The sequence below is a fragment of the Methylobacterium nonmethylotrophicum genome (assembly GCF_004745635.1).
GTDB lineage: Bacteria > Pseudomonadota > Alphaproteobacteria > Rhizobiales > Beijerinckiaceae > Methylobacterium > Methylobacterium nonmethylotrophicum.
The window spans coordinates 141,407-164,893 of sequence record NZ_SRLB01000013.1 but is presented as its reverse complement, the minus strand read 5'-3'; the positions used below and the strand labels follow the sequence as shown (position 1 = coordinate 164,893).

The 23,487-nt window shown below is 71.5% G+C and carries 17 protein-coding genes and 1 pseudogene; 9 read left to right on the top strand and 9 right to left on the bottom strand.

All coding sequences use genetic code 11. The features are described 5' to 3' along the window. Positions 1-383: 383 nt before the first annotated feature. Positions 384-992 (top strand): hypothetical protein, encoded by a 609-nt coding sequence (locus tag EU555_RS19025; protein ID WP_135416793.1) that lies wholly within the window; start codon positions 384-386, stop codon positions 990-992. A 1,094-nt stretch (positions 993-2,086) separates the two neighbouring features. Here the strand turns inward: EU555_RS19025 and EU555_RS19020 are convergent. Then, on the bottom strand, positions 2,087-4,927 hold the full coding sequence (locus EU555_RS19020) for a cation-translocating P-type ATPase (RefSeq protein WP_135416854.1): 2,841 nt from the start codon (positions 4,925-4,927) through the stop codon (positions 2,087-2,089). Between the two features lie 156 nt (positions 4,928-5,083). Here EU555_RS19020 and EU555_RS19015 point away from each other — a divergent pair, with 156 nt between their 5' ends. From EU555_RS19015 to EU555_RS19000, 4 genes are all read left to right on the top strand, one after another. Continuing rightward, the gene (locus EU555_RS19015) at positions 5,084-5,926 is read left to right on the top strand and encodes a universal stress protein (protein ID WP_135416792.1); all 843 of its coding nucleotides are present in this window, start codon (positions 5,084-5,086) and stop codon (positions 5,924-5,926) included. Between the two features lie 210 nt (positions 5,927-6,136). Further along, complete coding sequence (mgtA, locus tag EU555_RS19010) at positions 6,137-8,728, top strand: magnesium-translocating P-type ATPase (RefSeq protein ID WP_245524369.1); 2,592 nt, start codon at positions 6,137-6,139, stop codon at positions 8,726-8,728. Then, entirely contained in the window at positions 8,725-10,335 is a 1,611-nt protein-coding gene (locus tag EU555_RS19005) for a bifunctional aminoglycoside phosphotransferase/ATP-binding protein (RefSeq protein ID WP_425375130.1), read from the top strand. Before mgtA ends, EU555_RS19005 begins: the two co-directional genes overlap by 4 nt. 139 nt (positions 10,336-10,474) lie before the next feature. Beyond that, positions 10,475-10,732, top strand: coding sequence for a hypothetical protein (locus EU555_RS19000; RefSeq protein ID WP_135416789.1), 258 nt, complete (start codon positions 10,475-10,477; stop codon positions 10,730-10,732). A gap of 266 nt (positions 10,733-10,998) precedes the next feature. Here EU555_RS19000 and EU555_RS18995 read toward each other — a convergent pair whose 3' ends face one another. Further along, positions 10,999-12,186, bottom strand: coding sequence for an acetate/propionate family kinase (locus tag EU555_RS18995; RefSeq protein WP_135416788.1), 1,188 nt, complete (start codon positions 12,184-12,186; stop codon positions 10,999-11,001). Then, on the bottom strand, positions 12,183-12,965 hold the full coding sequence (locus tag EU555_RS37080) for a phosphate acyltransferase (protein ID WP_245524368.1): 783 nt from the start codon (positions 12,963-12,965) through the stop codon (positions 12,183-12,185). Before EU555_RS37080 ends, EU555_RS18995 begins: the two co-directional genes overlap by 4 nt. 184 nt (positions 12,966-13,149) lie before the next feature. Here EU555_RS37080 and EU555_RS18985 point away from each other — a divergent pair, with 184 nt between their 5' ends. Then, positions 13,150-13,965: a universal stress protein gene (locus EU555_RS18985; RefSeq protein ID WP_135416787.1), complete on the top strand. Its 816-nt coding sequence runs from the start codon at positions 13,150-13,152 to the stop codon at positions 13,963-13,965. Positions 13,966-14,065: 100 nt separating this feature from the next. Continuing rightward, positions 14,066-14,560: an Hsp20/alpha crystallin family protein gene (locus EU555_RS18980; RefSeq protein ID WP_135416786.1), complete on the top strand. Its 495-nt coding sequence runs from the start codon at positions 14,066-14,068 to the stop codon at positions 14,558-14,560. A 108-nt stretch (positions 14,561-14,668) separates the two neighbouring features. Here EU555_RS18980 and EU555_RS18975 read toward each other — a convergent pair. The 4 genes and pseudogenes from EU555_RS18975 to EU555_RS18960 all read right to left on the bottom strand — a co-directional run. Continuing rightward, positions 14,669-14,839, bottom strand: a pseudogene (locus tag EU555_RS18975) (alcohol dehydrogenase catalytic domain-containing protein); the annotation flags it as partial. A gap of 19 nt (positions 14,840-14,858) precedes the next feature. Then, positions 14,859-15,206, bottom strand: a complete 348-nt coding sequence (locus EU555_RS18970; protein WP_135416785.1) for a phasin family protein — start codon at positions 15,204-15,206, stop codon at positions 14,859-14,861. Between the two features lie 118 nt (positions 15,207-15,324). Further along, positions 15,325-16,062, bottom strand: coding sequence for a CBS domain-containing protein (locus tag EU555_RS18965; RefSeq protein ID WP_135416784.1), 738 nt, complete (start codon positions 16,060-16,062; stop codon positions 15,325-15,327). 41 nt (positions 16,063-16,103) lie between these two features. After that, positions 16,104-16,829, bottom strand: coding sequence for a CBS domain-containing protein (locus EU555_RS18960; protein ID WP_135416783.1), 726 nt, complete (start codon positions 16,827-16,829; stop codon positions 16,104-16,106). Between the two features lie 178 nt (positions 16,830-17,007). Between EU555_RS18960 and EU555_RS18955 the strand changes: the two genes are divergently transcribed. Next, positions 17,008-18,963, top strand: a complete 1,956-nt coding sequence (locus tag EU555_RS18955; protein WP_135416782.1) for a heavy metal translocating P-type ATPase — start codon at positions 17,008-17,010, stop codon at positions 18,961-18,963. 300 nt (positions 18,964-19,263) lie between these two features. Here the strand turns inward: EU555_RS18955 and EU555_RS18950 are convergent, their stop codons facing one another. Beyond that, entirely contained in the window at positions 19,264-20,124 is an 861-nt protein-coding gene (locus EU555_RS18950; RefSeq protein WP_135416781.1) for a universal stress protein, read from the bottom strand. Positions 20,125-20,705: 581 nt separating this feature from the next. Then, entirely contained in the window at positions 20,706-21,293 is a 588-nt protein-coding gene (locus tag EU555_RS18940; protein WP_135416780.1) for an HdeD family acid-resistance protein, read from the bottom strand. 239 nt (positions 21,294-21,532) lie between these two features. Here EU555_RS18940 and EU555_RS18935 point away from each other — a divergent pair, with 239 nt between their 5' ends. Beyond that, complete coding sequence (locus EU555_RS18935) at positions 21,533-23,410, top strand: mechanosensitive ion channel family protein (protein WP_135416779.1); 1,878 nt, start codon at positions 21,533-21,535, stop codon at positions 23,408-23,410. The last annotated feature ends 77 nt before the right edge of the window (positions 23,411-23,487 follow it).

Here is a 23,487-nt window from a genome sequence, read left to right as displayed (position 1 = left end):
CCGCGCGAACTCGGACGGGTCTCGGACGGGATTTTCTCGCCGGCGTAAACCCTGGCCGCAAGACGGCTTTTGGCTGCTTGGTGAACGTTGCCGTGGAAGCTGAGGGCAGTTAGCTTCCACAACGCCCTGTCGCGGCTTGCTTTTCCGGGCGGCTGTTCCCCCTGTGGAAAACCACCCCGGGCACCCCCGTCCGAAATAGCGCTCAGGAATCATAATCCTTGTGTCGGGGGTTCAAATCCCTCCTCCGCTACCATCCGTTTCGCCCGCTTGAGCAATGACTTGGCGGGCTTTTTCGTGTTCTCTTCCCTGGCGAAAAGTGTTGCGTTGGCCTGCAACACGGATCGTTGTTTTACGATGGGTTACGGTTGGGCGTAGGTTGCTCCGTGCAACACGGATGCAAAACGGTTGGGACAGCAGAAGGCGATGTCGAGGGCGATTTCAAAGGCCGAATGCAATTCAACGAGCGTGCGTTGTTTTCTAAATACGAATTAATTGAGAAAAATGAGCCACTTGGTCGTTTTCCCTATAAATTATTGCAAAGGGGCAAAGAATATTTGGCTGCGTTTGAGAGATTGACATCCGGAGATAAAATAAATGAACCTTATGCCAACTATTACATTTTTGCGCATTCCTTAGAGCTTATACTTAAATCGTACCTCGTTGCATGCGGTATCACCAAACAAGAATTGAAAGATAAAAAATTCGTTCACAATATTGAAAAAATATATAACAAGTGCTTAGAAAAATCTACCGAGCATGTTGATAAGCTACAACAATTGCCTGAAAGATTTCATGATATGAACTGTGTAGATGAGTTACGATATCCAAGGCATTTTATCCTCAAACTGCCTCTTCGGAGTGAATTTATAGCTATAACAAGAAATGCCATAGAAAAAATAAAAGCTAAGGTTTTCTATTTGTATTTATATTATACATTAAATACGGCATGGGAAGCTAGGAAAAACGATGCGAGATTTCATTACAAATATTGATATCAGAATAAGGCCATAAAAATACGCGTGCCCCTCGCGGAGCACGCCCTTCAGCATTGATCTAAATTCTTAAGGATCTCACGGCTTCCATCGATCGTCCGCATCGGACACTTTTTCGGCTACGGCCCGCAGGTTGATCCTGATGTGCGAGCCCTCCGGGCCCAGCACGCGCGGGTCCCACTGCATCCGCCAGTCTTCGCCGTCCGGGGAGAGCCGGAGGTCGCCGGCACGCCTCGATGCTCCCGCGCTGCGCCACCTCGAACAGCACCATGCCGGTCAGGGCGCTCGACAGGTGCAGGCCGGGGCCGGTGAGGCGCATCGCCAGCTTCACCACCTCGGCGAGGCACTGGAGCCGCAGAGCGTCCCACACGTCGTAGCTCCGCACCGTCCCGCGTCCGGCGCGTCTACCCGGCAGGGCGCCGATGTGCGGTCACCGCTGGACCGTGCGCACGTCCACTCCGGCCACCGCGGCGAGGCGTGACAGGCCGAAGCGCGTGGCCGGCGCCGGATATGCCTTGCTCCAGTCCATGGCCCTACTCGGTGATCTCGGTGATGATGACGCGGTAGACGGTGATGCGGGTGAAGGCGCTGCCGTCCGGCTCGGCGCTGCCGGCGTCGTCGGCGTCCTGGCGCACCGTGCCCCGAGAGCACGAGGATCATCAACCCCGGCGGCACGGCGGAGGCCGCCGCCGCGGCGTTCCCGGCGATGATCAGGGCCGACGCGGCGACGAGCAGCGCAGTGCCGGCCGCGTGCTGAACGGCGGCGAGCAGGATCTCGTCCGTCCGGGGAGGCCAGCGGGCTTCGGGGTGGGATCGGTGCATTGGATGGCTCCATCCGGCGTCGGCTGCCGCTCGGTGGTCGGCGTCGAGGTCGGAGGATACCGGCCCTGGCCTGGACGCGGATGATCTCGCTCAACGCGGTCCGCGCCGGCGGCGGCGTCCTGGCCCGGTGATGTCGGGCAGCAACGGCGGGGCCTAGTCTTGGCGGCTTTCTCGGCCGTCTTTCGCGGCCTTGCTTCTCGGCCGTGGCCGCTGGCATCACTGGCGGGCCGTCTCGAGGGTGGAGGACGGCCAGCCCGCCGCCTTCTCCTCGCTCAGGCTGCCGGAGCAGCGGCCCGCCTCGCGCGAACGACCGCTTTTCGCAACTCCTCGAGAACCAGCACGATGCTCGCGACGCCGGCACAGAACAGCCAGTCGCCGGACGTCAGGCTCACCGTCGCGAAGCCTTGCTGAAGAATGGGCGTGTACACGACGGCGGCCTGGAGCAGGAGCGAGACGCCGATCGCGGCCCAGAGCCAGCGGTTCCGGAACGGGCCGTCGAGCGCGCTCGCCTCCCCGGAGCGGGCGTTGAGGACGTTGAAGAGCTGGCACAGGACAAGCGTCGTGAAGGTCATCGTCCGGGCGTAGGCCGGACTGCCGGTGCCCTCGACGAGCCCGCCGGGCAGGCAGGCGTCGAGCACGAACAGGCTGCAGGACGCGGTCACGAGGCCGACGAAGGCGATGCTCCACCCCATCGTGCCGGTCAGCACGCCCTCGCCCCGCGGGCGCGGAGCCCGGGCCATCGCGGCCGGATCCGCCGGATCGACCGCGAGGGCGAGCGCCGGCGCGCCGTCGGTGACGAAGTTGATCCACAGGATCTGTGTCGCGAGCAACGGCAGCATCACCTCGCCGGGGCTCGGCGCCAATCCGAGCACGGAGGCCAGAACGATGCCGAGGGCCATCACCATGACCTCGCCGAGATTCGACGACAGCAGGTAGCGCAGCACCTTGCGGATGTTGGCGAAGATCGCCCGCCCTTCCTCGACCGCCGCCACGATGGTGGCGAAGTTGTCGTCGGCGAGCACGATGTCGGCCGCCTCGCGGGACACGTCCGTGCCGGTCACGCCCATGGCGATGCCGATCTCCGCGGCCTTCAGGGCGGGCGCGTCGTTCACGCCGTCGCCGGTCATCGCGACGACGAGGCGGTTGCGCTGGAGTGCCCGCACGATCCGCAGCTTGTGCGCGGGGGTGACGCGGGCATAGACCGAGACGTGCCGCACCGCCTCCTCCAGCTCCTCCGGCGCCAGCGCGTCGATCCGGGACCCCGTGAGGACGGCGCCATCGAAGGCGATGCCGAGTTCGGCCGCGACCGCCGCGGCGGTGTTCGGATGATCGCCCGTGATCATGACGGACCGGATGCCGGCGGCCGCGGCGCGGGCCACTGCCTCGCGGGCCTCCGGGCGGGGCGGATCGCGCATGCCGATCAGGCCGAGGAAGACGAGATCCTGCTCGACGCCCTCGCCCGGAGCGGTGCAGCTCCCGTCCGACATCCGCCGGTGGGCGACGCCCAGCATCCGCAGGCCGCTCCCGGCGAGGCCCGCATTCGCCGCGAGGATCGCCTCGCGGCGCTCCGGCGTGAGCGGGCGTTCCTGATCGCCGACGCGCTCATGCGTGCAGCGCGCCAGCACGACGTCGGGTGCGCCCTTCAGGGCGACGAGCAGCCCATCCCGGCCCGCCTCGCGGCAGACGGCGCTCATCCGCCGGCGCTCGGACGAGAACGGGATCTCGCCGAGGCGGACGAAGCGGCCGAGGCCGACGTCGAGATCGGCGTTCCGGGCGGCGAGGAGCAGGGCGCCCTCGGTCGGGTCGCCCTGGACGACCCAGCCGCCGTCGCGCTCCTGCAGGACGGCGTCGTTGGCGAGGGCGCCCGCGAGGAGCGCCGCCTCCGCCTCGCCGCTCAGCCGTTTGTCGTCGGCGCGACCGGCCTGGGCGCCGTCGAGCCGGCAGCGGCCGCTCGCCGTCGCGACGACCCGGACCGTCATCGCGTTCCGGGTGAGCGTGCCGGTCTTGTCGGAGGCGATCACGTCGGCCGAGCCCAGCGTCTCCACGGCGGCGAGCCGTCGCACGATCGCGTGCCTGCGGGCCATGCGCAGCACGCCCAGCGACAGCGCCGCGGTGACGATCGCCGGTAGTCCCTCCGGCACCGCCGCGACGGCGAGCGCCACCGCGACGATCAGGGTGTCGAGCAGGGCCGGGAGGGTGCGGATCTCCTCGACGAGGACGATGGTCGCCGCCAGCGCGGCGGCGACGACCAGGACCGCGAGGCCGAGGCGCCGGCCGAGCTGGGCGAGCGCGGCCTGGAGCGGCGTGGTCTCCTCCGGCGTCTCCTCCAGCATCCCGGCGATGCGGCCGAGCTCGGTGCGCATCCCGGTCGCCGTCACGATGCCGACGCCCCGCCCGTTGACGATCGCGGTGCCGCTGAACACCGTGTTGCGCCGGCTGCCCAGGCTCGCGTCGCCGGCGAGGGGTGCGGCATCCTTCGGGACCGGAACGCTCTCGCCCGTCAGGGCGGCCTCGCTGGCCTGCACGGCGATCGCCTCGATCAGCCGCGCGTCGGCGGGGATCGCATCGCCCTCCTCGATGCGGATCACGTCGCCCGGCACCAGCTCCGTCGCCGGGATCTCCCGGCGGATTCCGTCACGGACGACCCGCGCCCGCGCGGCCGACATCCGCCGCAGGGCTGCGACGGCCCGCTCGGCCCGCGCCTCCTGGATGAAGCCCATCGCGGCGTTGAGAACCACGATCGCCAGAATGGCGAGGGCTTCGTAGGGCAGGTCGGTCCGCCCGTCCGCCACCGCCTCCCGAAGCCACAACCCGGCCGAGATGGCCGCCGCGGCGACGAGCAGCAGGACCAGCGGGTCGGCGAACTGCGCCAGCAGGCGGCGCCAGGCCGGGACTGGCGGCCGGACCCGCAGCGCGTTCGGGCCCCAGAGCCCAACCCGGGCGCGCGCTTCGTCCCGGCTCAAGCCGGAGACCGCATCGACGCCGAGGGCGGCCGCCACCGCGCCGGGGGGCAGACGCTCGATCTCGCGCCATGGCTCGCGACAAGTCTCGCGGTCCGCCGGGCCCGCATCGTCGCCGGGCTCGATCGGGCCCGACGGTGTCCGGACCCTCATCATCGGTTCGCCCACCGGCCCCTTCCTCATCCGGCCGCGATCGGCCGCGCCCGGCCCAGTCCGACGACCGATCGGCCGGTACGTCGTTGATCCACCGCAACGTGCCCGTGGGCCCGTCTGCCAGACTCCCCCGTGTCGGACACGAGCGGGGCGGCCATGATCGAGAACCTGCGCACCATCCTGATCGCCCTGACCGAGCGCCTGGGCGACGAGACCCCGTCGAGCGCACTCGCCTATGGCCTGTCGCTGGCGGAACGCGCGCATGCGCGGGTGACAGTCCAGGCGGTCTCGGTCCGGCTGGTCCTGCCGCATGCCTGGATCAGCCGCTTCGTCGGCATGGTCGTCGCCGCCGAGAACCGGCGGCTGCGGGACCTGGCCGAGGAAGCGGCCGAACGAGCCCGGGGCGATGCGTCCGCCGCCGGCATCCTGTGTACGGCGCAGGCCGAGCACCTGTCCTATGACCGCTTGCTCGCGCGCTTCTCCGCCCAGGCCCGGCTGCACGACCTCGCGGTGATCGACGCCGAGCCGCGGATGCTGACGGGCGACCGCGGCCTGATCGAGACCCTGCTGTTCGAGAGCGGCCGCCCGCTGATCGTCGTCCCGCCGGGCTGCGGGACGGTCGCGACGCAACGCATCCTCGTCGCCTGGGACGGCAGCGCCCAGGCGGCCCGCGCCCTGCACGACGCTCTGCCGTTCCTCCGCCAGGCCGAGAGCGTCGAGATCGTCGTGGTGACGGGCGAGAAGGATCTGTCGCACGCGGTCCCGGGGGCCGAACTGGCGCCGGGCCTCGCGCATCACGGCGTCGCCGTGACCGTCACCGACCTGCCGGCCCGGGACGGGGACGTCGCCGGTGCCCTGCGCCGCCACGCGATGGAGAGGGAGGCCGACATGATCGTGATGGGCGCCTTCGTCCACTCGCTCCTGCGCGAGACGGTGCTCGGCGGGGTGACGCAGGAGATGCTGCGCGCCTGCCCGGTCCCGCTGCTGATGGCGCATTGACCCCGCAGGACCCGTCCCACCTTGAGGCGGATCAAGGCGCGGAGCCGGGACCTCTGCACTCTGCCCGCGCCGGCCACGGAAGGCCGGGGGGAGCCGGCGATGGTGGACGACCTGCAAGCACCACGACGAGAGCGGAAGACGGCGCCGGTCATCTCCGAGTGTCGTTCTCCCGCAGCGCACGGCCCCTCTTCCTTGCGTGAGCACGGGCCGGTGTTCTGGACCCTTGCGCCGGAGGTGCTGCGCGCGCGCCTCGGCTGCGGGCCGGACGGCCTGACCGCCTCGGAGGCGGAGCGTCTCCTCGCGCGCCACGGGCCGAACCGCGACGCGAAGGCCCGGGTCGACGGCGCCGCGCGGGCGGTCCTGCGGCGGTCGAGCGAGCCCCTCGCCCTCGTCCTGATCGCCGCCGGCCTGGTCACGATCCTCACCGGCGACTGGGCCGGCGGGGCGGTCATCATCGCGATCCTGGCGCTCTCGATCGGCCTCGACACGATCCAGGAGGGCCAGGCCCTGCGCGCGGCGGAAGCCCTGCGGCAGAGCGTGGCGCTCAAGGCGGAGGTCCGGCGCGACGGCGCCTTCCGGGTCGTTCCCGTCGAGGGCCTGGTCCCCGGCGACGTGATCCGGGTGCGGGCGGGCGACATCGTGCCGGCGGACGCCCTGGTGCTCGCGAGCTTCGGCTTGACCGCGGCGGAGGCCGCGCTCACCGGCGAGCCCTACCCGGTCGGGAAGCGCCCCGGCCTCGTCGCGTCGGCGAGCCCGGCCGAGGCCACGAACGCCCTGTTTCGCGGCGCCGTGGTGCAGAGCGGCGAGGCGGTCGCCCTCGTGGCCGCCACCGGCCGCGATACGGTGTTTGGCGCAGCCGTTGCGTCGCTGTCGGAGGAGGCAGGCCCGTCGCCGTTCCAGCGCGATTTGCGCGACCTCGGCCTCCTGATCGCCCGCCTGACCCTCGTCCTGGTCCTCGGCGTCCTCGTCGTGAGGGTGGCGTTCGGGCGTTCGGTCATCGAATCCCTTCTCTTCGCCGTGGCGCTGGCGGTCGGCCTCACCCCCGAATTGCTGCCGATGATCACCACCGTGACCCTCGCCCGGGGGGCCCTCAGGATGGCGCACCGCAAGGTCATCGTGAAGCGCCTCGCCGCCATCCACGATCTCGGCGAGATGACAGTTCTCTGCACTGACAAGACCGGCACCCTGACCTCGGCGGAGATCACGCTTGCGCGGAGCCTTGATCCGGCGGGCACCGCCGCGCCGCGGCCGGCCCGGCTCGGCGCCGTGGCGGCGGCGCTCGGCGGTGACCGAGGACCGCTCGACGCGGCCCTGGTGCAGGCGAGCCCCGGGGCGGCGACGGGCTGGCGGCTCGTCCGCCAGCGCCCCTTCGACTACGCGCAGCGCACCGGCTCGGTCCTGGCGGACGGGCCGGAGGGGCTAACGCTGATCGTCAAGGGCGCGCCCGAGGCCGTGCTCGCCCGCTGCACCGCCCATCGGAGCGGGGAGGCGGTCTCCGCCCTCGGCGCATCGGAGCGCGAGGCGGTCTCGGCGCATGTCCGGGCACTCGCCGCGGAAGGGCTGCGCGGCATCGCGGTGGCGTCGCGGCTTGCCCTGGGACCGGCCGAGGCCGACGAGGCGGATCTCGTCCTCGAGGGAATCTGTGCGTTCGCCGACCCTCCTAAGGCCGGCGCGGCGGCGGCGCTCGCCGCGCTCACGGATGCGGGCGTACGGGTCAAGGTCCTGTCGGGCGACGATCCGGTCGTGGTGCGGCGCCTCGCCGGGCTCGTCGGGCTCAGCGTCGGCGAGGTCCTGACGGGGCCGGAGGTCGCAGGCATGGACGACGAAGCGCTGGCCGCGCAGGTCCGGCGGGTCGACGCTTATGGGCGGCTCAGCCCCGACCAGAAGGTCCGCGTCGTGAAGGCGCTCCAGGCGGGCGGCGAGGTGGTCGGGTTCCTGGGCGACGGGATCAACGACGCCCCCGGTCTGCGGCACGCGGACGTGAGCTTGTCGGTGGCCGGCGCGAGCGGCGTCGCGCAGGCGGCGGCCGACATGATCCTCCTCGCCCCGGACCTCGCGGTCGCGGCAGCCGGCGTCGCCGAGGGGCGGCGGACCTCCGCCAACATCCTCAAGTACATCCGCATGGGGGCGAGTTCGAATTTCGGCAACATGCTGTCGATGGCTCTCGCGGCCGCGGTACTGCCGTTCCTGCCGATGCTGCCGATCCAGATCCTGCTCAACAACCTGCTCTACGATCTCTCGGAGCTGGGGATCCCGTTCGACCGCGTGCGACCGGAGGCGATCGCGCATCCGCAGGCCTGGGACCGGCAGGCCCTCCTGCGCTTCGCCGCCGTGATGGGACCGCTCTCCTCGGTGTTCGATCTCCTCACCTTCGGCGTGCTCCTCCTTGGGTTCGGGGCGGGGCCGGAGGTCTTCCGCACCGCCTGGTTCCTCGAATCGATGGCGACGCAGATCCTGGTGATCGTCGTCATCCGCACGGCGGCGCGGCCGTGGCGCGACCGGCCGGGCCCCGCCCTCGCAATCTCCTCGCTGGCGGCCCTGGCGGTGGCGCTGGCGCTGCCGTTCACACCCCTCGGTGGCTGGCTCGGCTTCGCGGCGCCGGCGCCCGCGATCCTGATCGCCGTCGCAGGGATCACGGCCCTCTACCTCGCGGCGGCAGAGGTGGTGAAGCCTTGGGCCATGAAGACGCGGGCGCTGAAGACTCGGGCGATGGCATCCCGGGAGACGGGCGAACGGCAACGGCCGCTCGCGACGCCGCAGGGCCGCCCGTTCCGAGCGGACACGGAGGGATGGCGGCGGTGAGCACGCAGACCCGCAACGTGATCGAGCCTGCTGCCGGGCCCGATTCCGAGACCCGGGCATTCCTGGCGCACCTCCTGGCCGGGGAGGGGGCCGTCGAACGGATCGACACCCACGTCTCGACCGTCCTGCTGAGCGGCGACCAAGTCCTGAAGCTCAAGCGGGCGGTGCGCCTGCCCTATCTCGACTTCTCGACTCCCGAGCGCCGGCTCGCCGCCTGCATGGCCGAACTCGCCGTCAACTGCCGCGCGGCGCCCGGCCTCTATCGCGGCGTGCACCGGATCACCCGCACGCCGGAGGGCGGCCTCGCCCTCGACGGGGACGGTCCCCTCGTCGATGCCGTGGTGGCGATGCGGCGCTTCCCCGCCGAGAACCTGTTCGACCGCATGGTCCGCGACGGGCGCCTCACGCCGGCGCTGGTGGCCGATCTCGCCGGCCGCCTCGCGGCATTCCACGCCAGGGCGCCGGTGGGCCGCCGGGAGGGCGGCGCGACGGCAATGACCGATCTCATCGCCCTGAACGACCGGAGCCTGCGGGCGTGCGGCCTCGTCCACGACCGGGAGGTGGATGCCCTCACGGACACGTTCCGGGCACGACTCGCCCGCCATGCCGACCGGCTCGACGCGCGGCGCCGGGAGGGCAGGGTCCGGCGCTGCCACGGCGACCTGACGCTTCGCAACATCTGCCTGTTCGAGGGCGTGCCGACGCCGTTCGACGCCCTCGAATTCGACGAGCGCCTGGCCACGATCGACGTTCTGTACGACCTCGCCTTCGTGCTGATGGACCTCTGGCATCGCGGCCGGCCCGATCTCGCGAACCTGCTGTTCAACCGCTACGTCGACGAGACCGGCGAGGCACCCGATGCCGGGCTGATGCCGTTCCTGATGGCTCTGCGCGCCGTGATCCGTGCCCATGTGACGGCCAGCCAAATCACGGCGAGCCGGCCCGCCGTCACCCATGGACCGGCGCTCCGCGCCGAGGCGCAGGCCTACCTCGCCCTCGCGGGCGACCTGCTCGTCGAGCGGCCTGCCTGCCTGGTGGCGGTCGGGGGCGTGAGCGGGTCCGGAAAGTCGACGCTGGCCGCCGCCCTGGCGCACCGGCTTGGCGCGGGCCCGGGCGCCCGGATCATCGGCAGCGACCGCACCCGCAAGCGCCTGCACGGGGTTATGCCCCTGACGCGTCTGCCCCCGGGCGCCTACGCGGCCGCCGTCTCGGAACAGGTCTACGCGGCGATGCGGGACGAGGCCGCCCAGGTCCTGGCGAGCGGGGCGTCGGTTGTGCTCGACGCGGTATTCGCACGGCCGGCCGAGCGGGAGGCCGCCAAGAGCCTCGCGGCCGCCTGCGGCGCGACGTTCGAGGGATTCTGGCTGGAGGCACCGCTCGCCACCCTGACCGAGCGCATCGTCGCCCGGCGGGGCGACCCGTCCGATGCCACGCCCGCCATCCTGGCCGCCCAGGCGCGGCGGGATTGTGGGACGATCACTTGGCACCGGCTCGATGCGGGGCTCGCGCCGGAGGCGCTGGCGCGGGAGGCGCTGCGGGCCGGGATCGCGGACGGCACAGCCGGAGAGGCGAGACCCGTGACGAGCGCGATCCTCGCATCGGCATAGAAGAGAGCCGGCGGGCTGGGTTCGAAGCCCGACCGGCCAATGCTCGATCAGCCGGAGCCGGTGGAAGCCGCGAGCCTCCGCGCCCGTGTGACATGCGGCAGATTCTTTTCTTTTCTCAACTCTGGATTGATCCTGATCAATGATTGCATCAGCCTCAAGCCAAATACTCGTTTCGAAAATCAGCCTGATCATGCCTGGGGCCGGCGAGCCGTCGTCTGAAAGGTGCATCCATGCCACCTGCCGGAAGCGACCTGTCCACCCGGACGTTCCGTCGCCGGAGCTGCGGTACACGCTCGTCATTCTCAGTAAATCCGTCAATTTACTCGACATGCAAACGATGTTTGCGACGGGCGATGAAGAGACGATCATCCTGAGCAAGATGATAGCCGAAGGGTGAGCCTTCGAGCTGTGGCTGGAACATCGGCGCATCACGTATTTCACGGGCACCACACACTGAACGCCGGAGGCAGGAGAGGTGGATGTCCGTTTAATCTGTCCCTGACGGGCGGGACGCCGTCAGGACTCGACGCGCAGGCCGCTCCGCAACGATCGCCTCACCGTCACGCGAGGGGCTACCATCGCGCATGTGCCGGATATCGGCGGTGGCCATCGATGACCAAGCCGAGCATGTTCGAATCCAGGTCCATCGGGACGAGCCCGGCCTCAGCCCCGGCTGGCGGCCTCGGCGAGGCAGCGCACCACCGCCCGGGCGATCGGCAGCTCCTCGTTCGCCGGCACGACGTAGACCGCGACCCGCGATCCGGCCTGGCTGATGCACCGCTCGCCGCCCGCGTTGCGGGCCGGATCGAGCGCGACGCCGAACGCCGCGAGACCGGCCGCGATCGCCGCCCGCATCCGCGGCGCGTGCTCTCCGATACCCGCCGTGAACACCACGGCGTCGAGCCCGCCGAGCGCCGCCACCAGGGAGCCGGCCTCCCGCACCGCCCGGTAGGCGAAGAGGTCGAGGGCCTCCGCCGCCCGCGGATCGTCGGAGGCCTGCAGCACCCGCACGTCGTCGCTGATCCCTGAGACCCCGAGCAGCCCCGAGCGCGCGTTGAGGAGGTCCGCCACCTCATCAGGCGACAGGCCCCGCTCGCGGAGCAGGTGGAGCACGAGGCCGGGATCAACCGAGCCTGAGCGGGTGCCCATCATCAACCCGTCGAGGGCCGTCAGGCCCATCGTCGAGGCGATGCTGCGCCGGTTGCGCAGGGCGCAGAGGCTGGCGCCATGGCCGAGATGCGCGACGATCACCCGGCCCTCCGCCCGCGGTCCCGCCACCTCCGGCAGGACCGCGGCGACATGCTCGTAGGACAGGCCGTGAAAACCGTAGCGCAGCAGGCCTTCGTCCGAGAGCGCCCGCGGAATCGGGAAGAGCTGGGCGAGGCGCGGCTGGCTGCGGTGGAAGGCGGTGTCGAAGCAGGCGATCTGGGGCAGGCCGGGCCAGGCCTCCGCCACCGCCCGGAGGCCCGCGAGGTTGAGGGGCTGGTGGCCTGAGGCGAGCGGTACCAGCCGGTCGAGGCGGGCCAGAACCTCGTCATCCACTTGCACCGGCGCCGCGAAGTCCCGTCCGCCATGCACGACCCGGTGCCCCGCCGCCCGCACGGCGAGGCCCGGCACGCGCCGGAGCGCGTCGAGGAGCCAGGCGACGGCGCCGGTATGGTCGCAGGCCGGCGGCGGGGCGCCGGTGAGCACCAGGGAGCCGGAGGTCTCGAGCCGGGCGCCGCCGCCGAGACCCGACACCCCGCCGCGGCACAGGAGAGCGAGTGACTCCGCTTCGTAGAGGGCGAATTTCAGGCTTGAGGAGCCGGCGTTGATCGCCAGGATCGCGTCGGTCGTGGTCGCGTCGGTCATGCGGCGGCTCCCGTCGGCCGGGCATCCGGACACGGAGCCGCGCCCGGGGAGGCCGCCCCGCCCCCGTGCACGAAAAGCTGGGCGAGGGCGCAGGAGGCAGCGCGGGTCTCGGCACCGTCGGCCCGGCTCGTCAGGACGATCGGCACGCGCGCCCCGATGATGGGCCCGGCGGCCTCCGCACCGGCGAGATGGATCAGTTGCTTGGCCAGCATGTTGCCGGACACGAGGTCCGGCGCGACCAGGATGTCGGAATCCCCCGCCACCGTCTCGCCCAGGCCCTTGGCTCGCGCGGCCTCTCGCGAGACCGCTGTGTCAAAGGCGAGCGGGCCGTCGACGCGGCCGCCGGTGATCTGCCCGCGCTCAGCCATCTTGCACAGGGCCGCCGCGTCGAGGGTGGAGCCGAGCTTCGTCGCCACCGTCTCGACCGCCGAGAGGATCGCGGCCTTCGGCTCGGCGATCCCGAGAGTCCGGCAGAGGAGCCTGCCAAGGCTGGCAGCCGCCAGCACGTAGAGCAGGGCGAGCCCGAGGAGCGGATGCGGATCGGAGCCGCGCACGGCCAGCCCCACGGCGCGGCGCTGCAGCTCGATCGGCGCGAGACCGGCCAGGAACATCGCGACGGCCAGCAGCGCCAGCCCGACCTGCGCCAGCGCGCGCTCGCGCCAGAGGAAGGCCAGCAGGCCTGGAGCCGTGCGGCGCGGGGCCGGGCCGGCGACCTCGGGCCGGTCCTGCCGCCGGGTTCGGGCAAGGTCGGCCGTGTCCGTGTGCAGATCTGTCGGCATGCCGTCGCCCCCGGGGCGGGAGCGAACCCTCGGCGAGAGGCGCCCCCACGAGCGCTCGCTAGCCCGTCCTGTCCAATGCCGCCTTGAGACGGATCAAGGCTTGAGGAGCCGGCTTGCGCTGGATCAAGGTGGCGCCTCCCCGCCGGGCGGATCCTCCCCGGGTTCCATCAGCGGGAGATCAGCCGTGATCAAGGATCTGACGATCGTCGTCGACGGGGTGGGCCGGCGCGCCGCGCCGTACGGGGTCAAGCTCGCGGCGATGCTCGACGCGACCGTCTCTGCCGTGAGCGTCCTGCCGCTCGTGCCGTTCCAGACCTTCGCGCAATCCGAGATCCGCTACGACCTGGTCGTGGCCGCCGAGCAGGATGCCCGCGAGCAGGCCGCCGCAGCGGTCGAGACCGTGGCCAGTGCCGCCCGGGAGGCCGGGCTCCCGTGCGAGACGAGCGCGATCTGCACCTCGGCGCCGCTCGCGCCGTTACGCCTCGCCGGCTTCGTGCACCTGAGCGACCTCGCGGTGATCGAGCAGGCCGACGAGACCGCGCCCAAGCCGGCCGACGCCTATCTCGCCTCGCTGCTGTTCCAGGGCGCGCGACCGGTGCTGATGGTGCCCTACATCCAGGAGGCGCCGCCCGGGCTTGCCTGCGCGGTCGTCGCCTGGGACGGCAGCGCGCCCGCGGCGCGGTCCTTGGGCGACGCGCTGCCGCTCCTGCGCCGCATGGCGCGCGTCGAGCTCGTCAGCGTGATCGACGAGCCGGTGCCGGAGGCGATGCGCTGGCGCGCGATCCGCCACCTCGCACGGCATGGGATCGAGGCGACGTTCGAGGTCATCCCCGGCGGAGTTCCGGTGGGCGAGGCGCTGCTCTCGCATGTCGCCGATCGCGGCGCCGATCTCCTGGTGATGGGCGCCTACGGCCATTCGCGCCTACGCGAGGCGATCCTCGGCGGGACCAGCCGGACGATCCTCGCCTCGATGACCGTCCCGGTGCTGATGTCGCGCTGACGAAAGCGCCCTTGATGCACCTCAACGCGAGCGCGTCGCGATGGTGGCCTCCTCCGTTCCTGCCGGCCGCTCCGGGCCGGCCTCGAACAGGGAGACCGCCATGAACCTCAAATCCCTCCTCGCCTTCAGCGACCGCAGCGGCGGCGCGTCCGAGCGGGCGCTGCCGGCGGCGTTTCCATTCCAGCGCGAGATCGACCGGATGCTCGGCGAGGTCTGGTCCGGCAATATCCTGTCGGGAATCCCTGGTTTCGTCCAGGCCGGACCGTTCCCGCGGATGGACGTGATCGAGCGGGGCGACCACGTCGAGGTGACGGCCGAGCTGCCGGGCCTCGAGCGGAGCGACGTCCACATCGAGCTCGCCGACGACCTGCTCCTGATCCGCGGCGAGAAACGCCAGGAGAAGGAGAAGACCAACGGCGCCCGCAAGGTGACGGAGCGCAGCTACGGCGCCTTCTCGCGCACGATCGAGCTGCCGCCCGGCACGAAGCCGGACGAGATCGATGCCCGGATGGATAAGGGCGTCCTGACCCTGAAGCTGCCGAAGCCCAAGACCGCCGCCGTCACCCCGAAGGCGATCGAGATCAAGGCGGCGTGAGGTTTGACAGCTGCGGCGGCGCTCACGGCACGAGCACCGCCGCTCCCTCGATCCCGGCCCGGTGCGCGGCGATGGCCGCCTCGGCCTCGGCGAGGCGAAACACGCGAGTACGATCGGCCGGCGGAGGTCCGGCAGCTCGCCGTCGATGACGTGGAGGTCGGTACGGCACACCGCACAGGCTTCGACCCTGATGCGGACCTCGCCCAGGCCCGGCACCGGGTCGGGCCGGGACTCCCGGACCAGCGGACCACCGATCCGGTGCAGGGCCACCGCGTCCACGGGCTTGGCCTCCGGGGTCTCAGGCGGACGCGGATCGGCTCGTCTTGCCGTCCCCGGGCACGGCGGCGTCGGCGACGTCGCGGGAGAGCGTGTCCGCCTCGCGCTGGTAGTCGGTGAGGGTCTTCATCACGAAGTCGGCCTGGAGCTTGATCGTCTCGGCAGGTGAGCCGCAGCGTCCGAGCGCCGCGACGTGCTCGGCCTGGGCCTGCAGGCGACGGCTGCCGAAGCTCAGGATCTCGGCGGTGAGCCGCAGCGGCAGGTCGACGCCGAAGCTGCGCCAGAGCTTGGATTCGGTGGTCAGCAGCGCGGACATGTCGCCGAAGCCGGAGACCCGCGGTGTCTCGGAGCCTGTGGTCCTGGAGGTCATGATCGTCTCCTGTTCGCGTCCGGGTGTTCGCGTCCGAGGTGGCCGTGACGGCAAGATGACATTCGAGAATGGCCGTCACGCCGGGCGGGGTGGACGCATCGCCGCCGCACGGGAACCGTCAGGCGCGGACGTCGCCACCTGGACCGTCATCGGTCACCGGAGGGGCGTGGTCCGCAGGAGGGGCGACACAGGCCAGCCCGTCGCAGACCATCCGCACTCCGGGCACCGCCTCGGCCGCCGCCCGGAGAGCGGCGCGCTGTCGCTCGCCGGTCAGGGTGCCGTGCAGGATGACGTCGCCGCCTGCGACCGCGACGGTGACCCGGCCGGCGGGAAAGAGGCCCGTTTCGGCGATGGCCGCCTCGACGGCGGCGCGGATCTCGGCATCGCTTCGGGACGGCGTCGCGCGGGATCTCGTCAGGGCCGCGTGCAGGGCACGCAGGAGATCCGCCCGGGCGAGGATTCCGGCGAGCCGTCCGTGCACGATGACCGGTACGCGCCGGATACGGTGGCGCGCCATCAATTCGGCGGCTTCGGCGAGCGTCGCGTCGGGCGAGACGGTGACGAGCCTGCGGGTCATCACGTCGGAGACGCGACGCCCGTGCTCCCTCGCGTAGGTCTCCGCCAGGCGGTCCGGATCGACGACGAACTGGATCCAGCCGGGCTTCGGCGGGGCCGTGCCGAGCTCGGGGCGCCTCAGGAGATCGCCCTCGGTGACGATACCGACGATGGCGCCCTCGCGGTCGAGGACGGGCAGGCCGCTGATCCGCCGCTCCAGCATCAGGGCGATGGCTGCCTCGATCGAGGAGCCGGCCTGCACGGAAGCGACCTTGCGGGTCATCACGTTACGCACGATCATCGCGGCCTCCGACGACATGGGCCGGCCCTCGCCAGCGGGCTTCAGAGCATGATCGGATCGGCGCCCCAGTAGGCGACGAAGGTGTGATCGCGCACCGCGACGACGCCCGGGATGCCCTCCGCCGCGGTCACCAGCGCCCTCGCCTCGGCCTCGTTCGTGACGGCACCCCAGAGATGCACGACGCCGTCGAGCACTGTGACGTTGCCCTCGGCCTTGTCGGTCCAGGGCTGGCGGGCGAGTTCGGCCAGCAGCATGTCGCGGATGCGCCGGTCGCTGAGGGCCCGATCGGTGGTCGGGGCGGGGGAGGCCGGAACCAGGGTCGCGAGCGCCCGCACGAGGTCGCCGCGGGTCACGATCCCGACGAGTTGCTCGCTCCCGTCGGGCCTCGCCTCGACGATCGGTACCCGGCGGATGCGCCGGCGCTCCATCAGCTCGACGATCTCGGTCAGCGGCGCATCGGGGGCGGCGGTGACGACGGTGCGGGCCATCACGTCGCGCGCCAGCAGGCCGTGGGCGCTCCGATAGGCGTTCGCCAGCGTCTCGATCGACGCGAAGGCATCGAGCCAGCGGTTGCGCCGCCGCTCGGTGCCGAGCTCCTCGCGGTGGAGCAGGTCGGCCTCGCTCACGATCCCCACGAGGACGCCGGTCTCGTCCGTGACCGGCACGGCGCCGAACCGCTTCTCGACCAGCAGCCGGGCAATCTCCCCGAGCGGCGTCTCGGGCGTCACCGTGACGACGTCGCGGTGCATGATGTCGCGTGCCAGCATGGAATTCCCCTCCGTTCGGGCATGCGGGGATCCTCCGTCCGATGTCGTCGCCCGACATTGATCCTGCTCAAGGGTTGGCCGCCTCCGCCGCGCCGGCCCGCGCTTGATCCAGCGCAAGGCCCCGCTCCCGTCTTCGGTGCGTGTCTGGACAGGCAGAGCCAGGGAGGCGAGGACAGCCATGGAGCACTCACCCGCAACGGGAGGTGCAGTCGGCAAGGCTGCTCACGACAAGGTTCCCGACGGCAAGGCCCCGGTCGAATGGGCGGCGGCCCTGCGCGGCGGCCTCGTGGCGCTGCCGCTCCTCGGGCTGAGCGCCGGTCTCGTGGCCCGGGCCGTCGGTCACGCCGACGCCGCCGCCCTGGCCTGGAGCCTCGCGACCCTGGCGGTCCTCGCCGTTCTGCTGGTCCAGGTGGCGACGAGCCTGGCGCGGGGCGATGTCGGGCTCGACCTCGTCGCCGTCCTGTCCATGGGCGGGGCGCTCGCCCTGTCGCAACCCCTGGCCGGTGCCGTCATCGCGCTGATGTTTGCCGGCGGCCAATCACTGGAGGCCTACGCCGCCGGGCGGGCGAGCCGGGCGATGACCGCCCTGGTCGCGCGCCAGCCGCGCACCGCCCTTCGTGAAGAGGGGGGCGATGGCGACCCGCCTCGCATGCGCGAGGTCCCCCTGGCGGATCTCGCCCCGGGCGACCGCATCCTGGTGCGCGCCGGCGACGTCCTGCCGGTCGACGGGCGCGTCGCCGCGGGTCGCGCCGTCCTCGACCTGTCGAGCCTCACCGGCGAGTCGCTGCCCGCCTCCTTCGGGGCGAACGCGGCGGTCCTCAGCGGCAGCCTCAATGTCGGCCAAGCCTTCACGCTCATGGCCGAGCGGCCGGCTGCGGAGAGCACCTATGCGGGCATCGTGCGTCTCGTCGAGGCGGCGCGCGACGCCAAGGCACCGATGGCGCGGCTCGCCGACCGCTACGCGCTCGTCTTCCTCCTCGTGACGCTCGTCCTCGCCGGCGGGGCCTGGGCCGCGACGGGCGAGGCCTTGCGGGCGCTGGCCGTGCTGGTGGTGGCGACACCTTGCCCGCTGATCCTGGCGGTGCCGGTCGCCCTGGTCTCCGGCCTGTCGAGGACGGCGCGGCGCGGGGTCCTCGTCAAAGGTGGTGGTGCCCTGGAAGCCTTGGCCAAGGCGGAGATTTTGGTGGTCGACAAGACCGGCACCCTGACCCACGGCCGGGCGCGCTTGAGGGCAGTCGCGGCGCTGCCGCCCTTCGGGGAAGGGGAAGCCCTGCGGCTGGCGGCCTCCCTCGATCAGGCCTCGGCCCACCCGATCGCCCGGGCCCTGGTCGAGGAAGCGAAGTCGCAGGCCTTGAGCCTCGCCTCGCCGTCGGCGGTGACCGAGGTTCCGGGCGACGGCGTGATCGGGCTGGTGGACGGCCGGCGCGTCAGCGCGGGAGGGCCGCGCCTGATGCGCTCGCAAGGGATCGCCTTTCCGTCCGCAGGCTCCGACGCGGACGGGCCGGCCGCGTCGGCCACGGTCCTGGTGGCGGTCGACGGCCGGCCGGCCGCGATCCTGTCCTTCGCCGATCCGCTGCGCCGCGACGGTGCCGCTATCCTGGCCGCTCTGAGGGAAAGCGGCATCGCCCGGGTTGTGCTCGCGACGGGGGACCGGCGCAAGGTTGCCGAGGCGCTCACGGCGGGGCTCCCGATCGATGCGGTCGCGGCAGACCTCGACCCGGCGGACAAGACGAAGGTCGTCCTCGAGGAGCGCCTGCGCGGGCCGGTGATGATGGTCGGCGACGGGATCAACGACGCGCCGGCGCTCGCGGCGGCGGATCTCGGCGTGGCTTTGGGCGCCCGGGGCGCCGCCGCCGCGGCGGAGGCGGCCGATGTCGTCCTCCTCGTCGACAGCCTGGCGCCGCTGCCGGACGCCATCCGCATCGCGAAGGCGTCGCGCGCCATCGCGCTCCAGAGCGTGCTCGTCGGGCTCGGCCTCTCGCTCGCCGGGATGGTCGCGGCGGCACTCGGCGCGCTCACGCCCGTGCAGGGCGCGTTGCTGCAGGAGGCGATCGACGTGGCGGTAATCCTGAATGCCATGCGGGCCCTCGCGGGGCCCGATCGCGAGTCCCACCCCGGAAAGCCCGCGACCTGATGCCGATCTCAAGGCGCGCGCCACGTCAGCCCTGCCGGCAGGTCTCAGCGGGGGCCGCGATGGCGCGATCATGCGTCACTCGACGAAATGCCAGCCGGATCTCAGGGCGCGCAGGTCGCTTTCGTCGAACGGCTCGAGAGCGTCCGTCGCGACCGGCGGGATAGGCGCCTCGTCCTCGGGGGGCGACCGCGTCGGTGCGACCGCTGGCCTGAGCGTTTGCCGGATGGCCTTGCGCCTGCGCGCCGCCCGGACCGATGCCGTCTGGGTCGGTTGCTTCCGGATCATGACGAACCTCCATGATCACTGCGCGAGGAACAGCGGGACCGGCGCGTCCATGAGGAGCGAGCGCGTCACGCCGCCAAAGATGAATTCTCGCGCGCGGGAATGCCGGTAGGCTCCCATCACCATCAGGTCGGCCCGCACCAGGCCGGCATGGCTGCGGAGCGTGTCGGCGATGCTGCCGACCTGCGGCAGGTCGCTGACCGTGACGGCGACGCCGTGCCGCGCGAGGTGGCGGGCGAACTCGGCCCCCGGCACCGTCGTAAGCAGGTCGTCCGCGTCGCCGACCGACACGATCTCGACCGCGTCCGCGGCGCGCAGGAGCGGCAGGGCGTCGTTGGCAGCGCGGGCCGCCTGCAGGCTGCCATCCCAGGCCACGAGGATCCGCCGTCCGGCGAAGGCCGGGTGCGAGCGCGGCACGGCGAGGACGGGCCGGCCGCTGCCGATCAGCGCCGCCTCGACCGTCTCGCGCGAGAGGATCTCGCTGCGCGGATCGAGGTCGAGCACCGTCAGGTCGTGCAGCCGCGCCTCGGCCGCCAACCGATGCACCACCTCGGGATAGGGCAGGCGCGGCGTCTCCCAGGTGCAGACCAGGCCCGCCTGCGCCGCCGCGCCGGCCGCGTTCTCGGCGAAGGCGCGGGCGAGGGCGTCGAGGCGGCGGTCGACGACCCCGATGCCTGGATCGCCGGTGCCCTGGAGCCAGGCATCGGTTCCGACGAGGCACCACGAGGACGACTGGATCGTCACGTGGGCCCGCGCCGCCTCCGCCAGCGAGAGCCCGTACCCGATGGCCGGGGAGACCGGGTCGCGCTCGTCCTCCACGATGGTGCCGATGAGGACGTCGCGCAGGGCGGCGAGCGGGGAGGGAGCGTGCATCGACATGGATCGTCTCCGGGCTGGGCTCGACGCCATGGTTCGCCCTGGCGGAAACCGGCGGCCTTGATCCAGCTCAAGCGGGCTCGCACCCCGTCGAGCAATTGGTCGAGATCGAACGACGAGCGCCGGCCCAGCTCCGCCCCGCTGTTGCGCAGGAAGGCCTCGGCGCGGCGACGGCCCTCGTCCCGCAGCATTGCCAGGAGCATTCGTTCGGCATCGAGCTGCGAGGAGGAGCCGAGTTCCGCCATGACGTCTTTCGCGATGCGGTGCATCCGCATCGCGGCCCATCTCGCCCCCTCGGTCTCGTCGGCCGGCGCGACCGGCCGCAGCACGGCCATCATCCTGAGCTCCTTGAGCAGGACCGCGTTGAACGAGACCTCGTTGAGCCGATCGAGAAGCTCCCGTGCCGAGCGCGCCGAACCGGACCGCACGACGCGACAGCAATTCGCGTGTCATCGATCCCAAGGCCTTCACTCCCTGTTTAGACCGCAAAGCCGGTCCCTCAGGCCGGAGCCCGGATGTCCGGATCGAATGTCCTGCCCGGGCGTTCGGCGGAGCCCTTGCCCGCGACGCCGAGCAGCCTCGTCTCACCGCGAAATGGCCGGCGAGGTCTGCGCCTCGCCGAACAGACCGACTCCGAGCCACGACAATCCGGTGCTCAGGAGGTCGCAGGAGACGGACAGCCCGATCGCCCACAGGCCGGAATACGGCCACTTCGCGATGATGGCGGCGCCGAGTAGCACCGACAGGACGGCGAAGAGGATCACGGCGGCGCGGGACGTCCGCACCTCGTAGGCGAAGGCCCAGACTGCGCGCGCCACGCCCGAGGCGATCAGGGTCGCTCCGAGGACCAGCGTGAGGGCGAACGAGGCTTCGAGAGGCCGGAACACCGCGGCGAGCCCGCCGAGGAGATAGATCAGGCCGGCCAGGAAGCGCCCGATGCGGGAACTCAAGGCTTCGGAAGCCTCGGGCCGCCCGAGAGCTTCGACGATCTCGACGGCGCCGGCAACGATCAACAGGATGCCGAACCACAGAGTACTTACAAGCGTGAGCGTCGTGACCATGAACAGGCCCGCGGCTCCGAGGAGGAGCAGGGCACAGCCGATCGCGATGAACCATCCGCGGTCACGCCCCGCACCGAGAGGTGGGCGATCGAAGATTGCCGGACCGCTCATCTTTCGCCTCCATCATCAGTTTTGACTGCGAAACACGGTCGATACAGTGAGAATGGTCGGGATTGTGTGACCGATATTGACGAGGCAGCGTTGATGTGGATCAAAATGAGATCTCCGCCGGGCGCAGTACGATCCCGGGCCGAAGGGGCTTTGCGAGACGGGACATCCCTGCCGTGTTCGATCGCCGCCGCTCGCTCCCGACTGGCCTCCCGGCCTCGGCTTGTCTGGCCCTGATCCTCATGAAGGCAGAGGGCCGTGCCGCCTCCGCGCGCTCCGACTGGTCCGAGGCGGTGATCGAGCCGGTGGACCGCGCCGTGGCGGCGATATCGGACGGTCTGCTGGCGCGCCTCGACCGGATCGGGGCGGCCGGCACCGACCTCGATCTCGTCCTGTCCACCCTCGCCGCCGCCGGCTGGTCGCCGGTGCAATTCCTCGCCGCCATCGCGGCCGTGGTGGTCGCCGGCCTGGCGGCGGACCGGGTGAGCGCCAGCGCCCTCGGCCACGCGGGCGGGGTACGAGGAGGACGGATCCTGCGCAGCCTCGTCCGTGGCGCCGCCGCTCTGGGAGCTGGTCTCGTCGTCGCCGCCCCCGTCTCCGGGGAGGCCGAAGCCGCACGCCACTCCCTCCGCAACTGGGCCTTCGTCGTGCCGCTCGCCGGGCTCGCCGCGTCGCTGATCCAGAGCGCGATCCTGGAATCCTCCCCGCGCCGCAAGCGTCTCGTCCCGCTCGTCCATGGTCTGGCGATGGCGGCGGCCTGGGCGCTCGGCGGCATCGCGCTCCTGAGGACCCTCGAGCTTTGGAACGCGGGAATCGGCTTGCGCGACCTCGTTGGGACGGCGTTCGTTGCGCTGCCGACCGCCGGCCTCATCGCGGGCGCCTATGCGCGCTCCGGCCGGCCGCTCGCCGCCGCGCTGGCCGGTCCGCGTCCGCGCAGCGGCGCGCGGCGCCTCCTCGCCCGGTGCTGGCCGGTGATCGCCGTCGCCGTCGTCGCCTTGACGGTCGGAGCCTCGCAGGTGGCCACGACCCTCGGGCGTCCCCTCCCGCCGCTCGCGACCCTGGCGACGCTGATCCTCGTGCTGACCTGGCCGCATCTCGACCGGTGGATCGCGGCCTGGGCCGAGCGCGGATTCCAGGCCGATGCCGTCCCGGCCGCTTCCGTCGCGGCCCGCCGCACGGCCCGGATGGCGCTCGCCGCGGTGATCGGCGCGGCGCTCGCCGCCCTGTGGGGGGCGCCCGCCGCCCCCGGCCTCGGCCTCGAGGTCGGGACGTTGGCGCGAATCCTGGCGGAGATCGCCGCCATCGCGCTCGCCACCGCCTATCTGTGGAACGTCATCGGCGTCGCGGCCGGCCGGCTCCTCGCCGAGGAGCGGGGGGCGCGGATGGAAACCGGGGCCGAGGAGGCGGAGGAGGCGCCGCGGACGCGCCTGGACACCGTGCTGCCGCTCCTCAGCGGGGCGGCCAAGGCCGGGCTCGCCGCGCTGGCGGTCCTGTCGGTCCTCCTGGCCCTCGGGATCAACGTCTGGCCCCTGGTCACCGGGCTGTCGGTGTTCGGCCTCGCCATCGGCTTCGGCTCGCAATCCCTGGTCAAGGACGTCGTGTCGGGCCTGTTCTTCCTCGCCGACGACGCCTTCCGCCTCGGTGAGTACATCGAAACCGCCGGCGCCAAGGGCAGCGTGGAGAAGATCTCGATCCGCTCGGTCTCGCTGCGCCATCCCCGCGGCGCGCTCGCCACGATCCCCTACGGCCAGATCGGCAAGGTACAGAATCACAGCCGCGACTGGGTCATCGAGAAGCTGGCCTTTCGGGTCGCGTTCGACACCGACGTCGAGACGGTGCGCCGGCTGTTCAAGCAGATCGGCCGGGACCTCGAGGCCGATCCGGAACTGCGCCCGGATCTCTTGGAGCCGTTCAAGAGCCAGGGCATCGCGGCGGTCGAGGACGGGACGCTCGTCATCCGGGGCAAGTTCAAGGCGCGCGCCGGGCGCCAGTTCGCGATCCGCAGGGCCGTGCTGGCGGCGGTGCAGCGGGCCTTCCACGCCAACGGCATCGTCGCGGTCGCGCATCCGGCCCTGATGCCGGGAGTGCGCGGCGCGCTCGGCGAGCACGGCGCCCGCTGACCCTCCGCTCCCCTTACCGTCGACGCTGAAGGGACGCGCAACGACGCTCCGCGCGGCCCGGTTCCTCACGCGGACGC

Excerpts from the sequence above, each read along its gene's own strand:
- EU555_RS19020 (WP_135416854.1), bottom strand. The coding sequence starts at position 4,927 with ATGAGGGTCCGGACACCGTCGGGCCCGATCGAGCCCGGCGACGATGCG.
- EU555_RS19015 (WP_135416792.1), top strand. The coding sequence starts at position 5,084 with ATGATCGAGAACCTGCGCACCATCCTGATCGCCCTGACCGAGCGCCTG.
- EU555_RS19000 (WP_135416789.1), top strand. The coding sequence starts at position 10,475 with ATGATTGCATCAGCCTCAAGCCAAATACTCGTTTCGAAAATCAGCCTG.
- EU555_RS18995 (WP_135416788.1), bottom strand. The coding sequence starts at position 12,186 with ATGACCGACGCGACCACGACCGACGCGATCCTGGCGATCAACGCCGGC.
- EU555_RS37080 (WP_245524368.1), bottom strand. The coding sequence starts at position 12,965 with ATGCCGACAGATCTGCACACGGACACGGCCGACCTTGCCCGAACCCGG.
- EU555_RS18980 (WP_135416786.1), top strand. The coding sequence starts at position 14,066 with ATGAACCTCAAATCCCTCCTCGCCTTCAGCGACCGCAGCGGCGGCGCG.
- EU555_RS18970 (WP_135416785.1), bottom strand. The coding sequence starts at position 15,206 with ATGACCTCCAGGACCACAGGCTCCGAGACACCGCGGGTCTCCGGCTTC.
- EU555_RS18965 (WP_135416784.1), bottom strand. The coding sequence starts at position 16,062 with ATGATCGTGCGTAACGTGATGACCCGCAAGGTCGCTTCCGTGCAGGCC.
- EU555_RS18960 (WP_135416783.1), bottom strand. The coding sequence starts at position 16,829 with ATGCTGGCACGCGACATCATGCACCGCGACGTCGTCACGGTGACGCCC.
- EU555_RS18955 (WP_135416782.1), top strand. The coding sequence starts at position 17,008 with ATGGAGCACTCACCCGCAACGGGAGGTGCAGTCGGCAAGGCTGCTCAC.
- EU555_RS18950 (WP_135416781.1), bottom strand. The coding sequence starts at position 20,124 with ATGTCGATGCACGCTCCCTCCCCGCTCGCCGCCCTGCGCGACGTCCTC.
- EU555_RS18940 (WP_135416780.1), bottom strand. The coding sequence starts at position 21,293 with ATGAGCGGTCCGGCAATCTTCGATCGCCCACCTCTCGGTGCGGGGCGT.
- EU555_RS18935 (WP_135416779.1), top strand. The coding sequence starts at position 21,533 with ATGAAGGCAGAGGGCCGTGCCGCCTCCGCGCGCTCCGACTGGTCCGAG.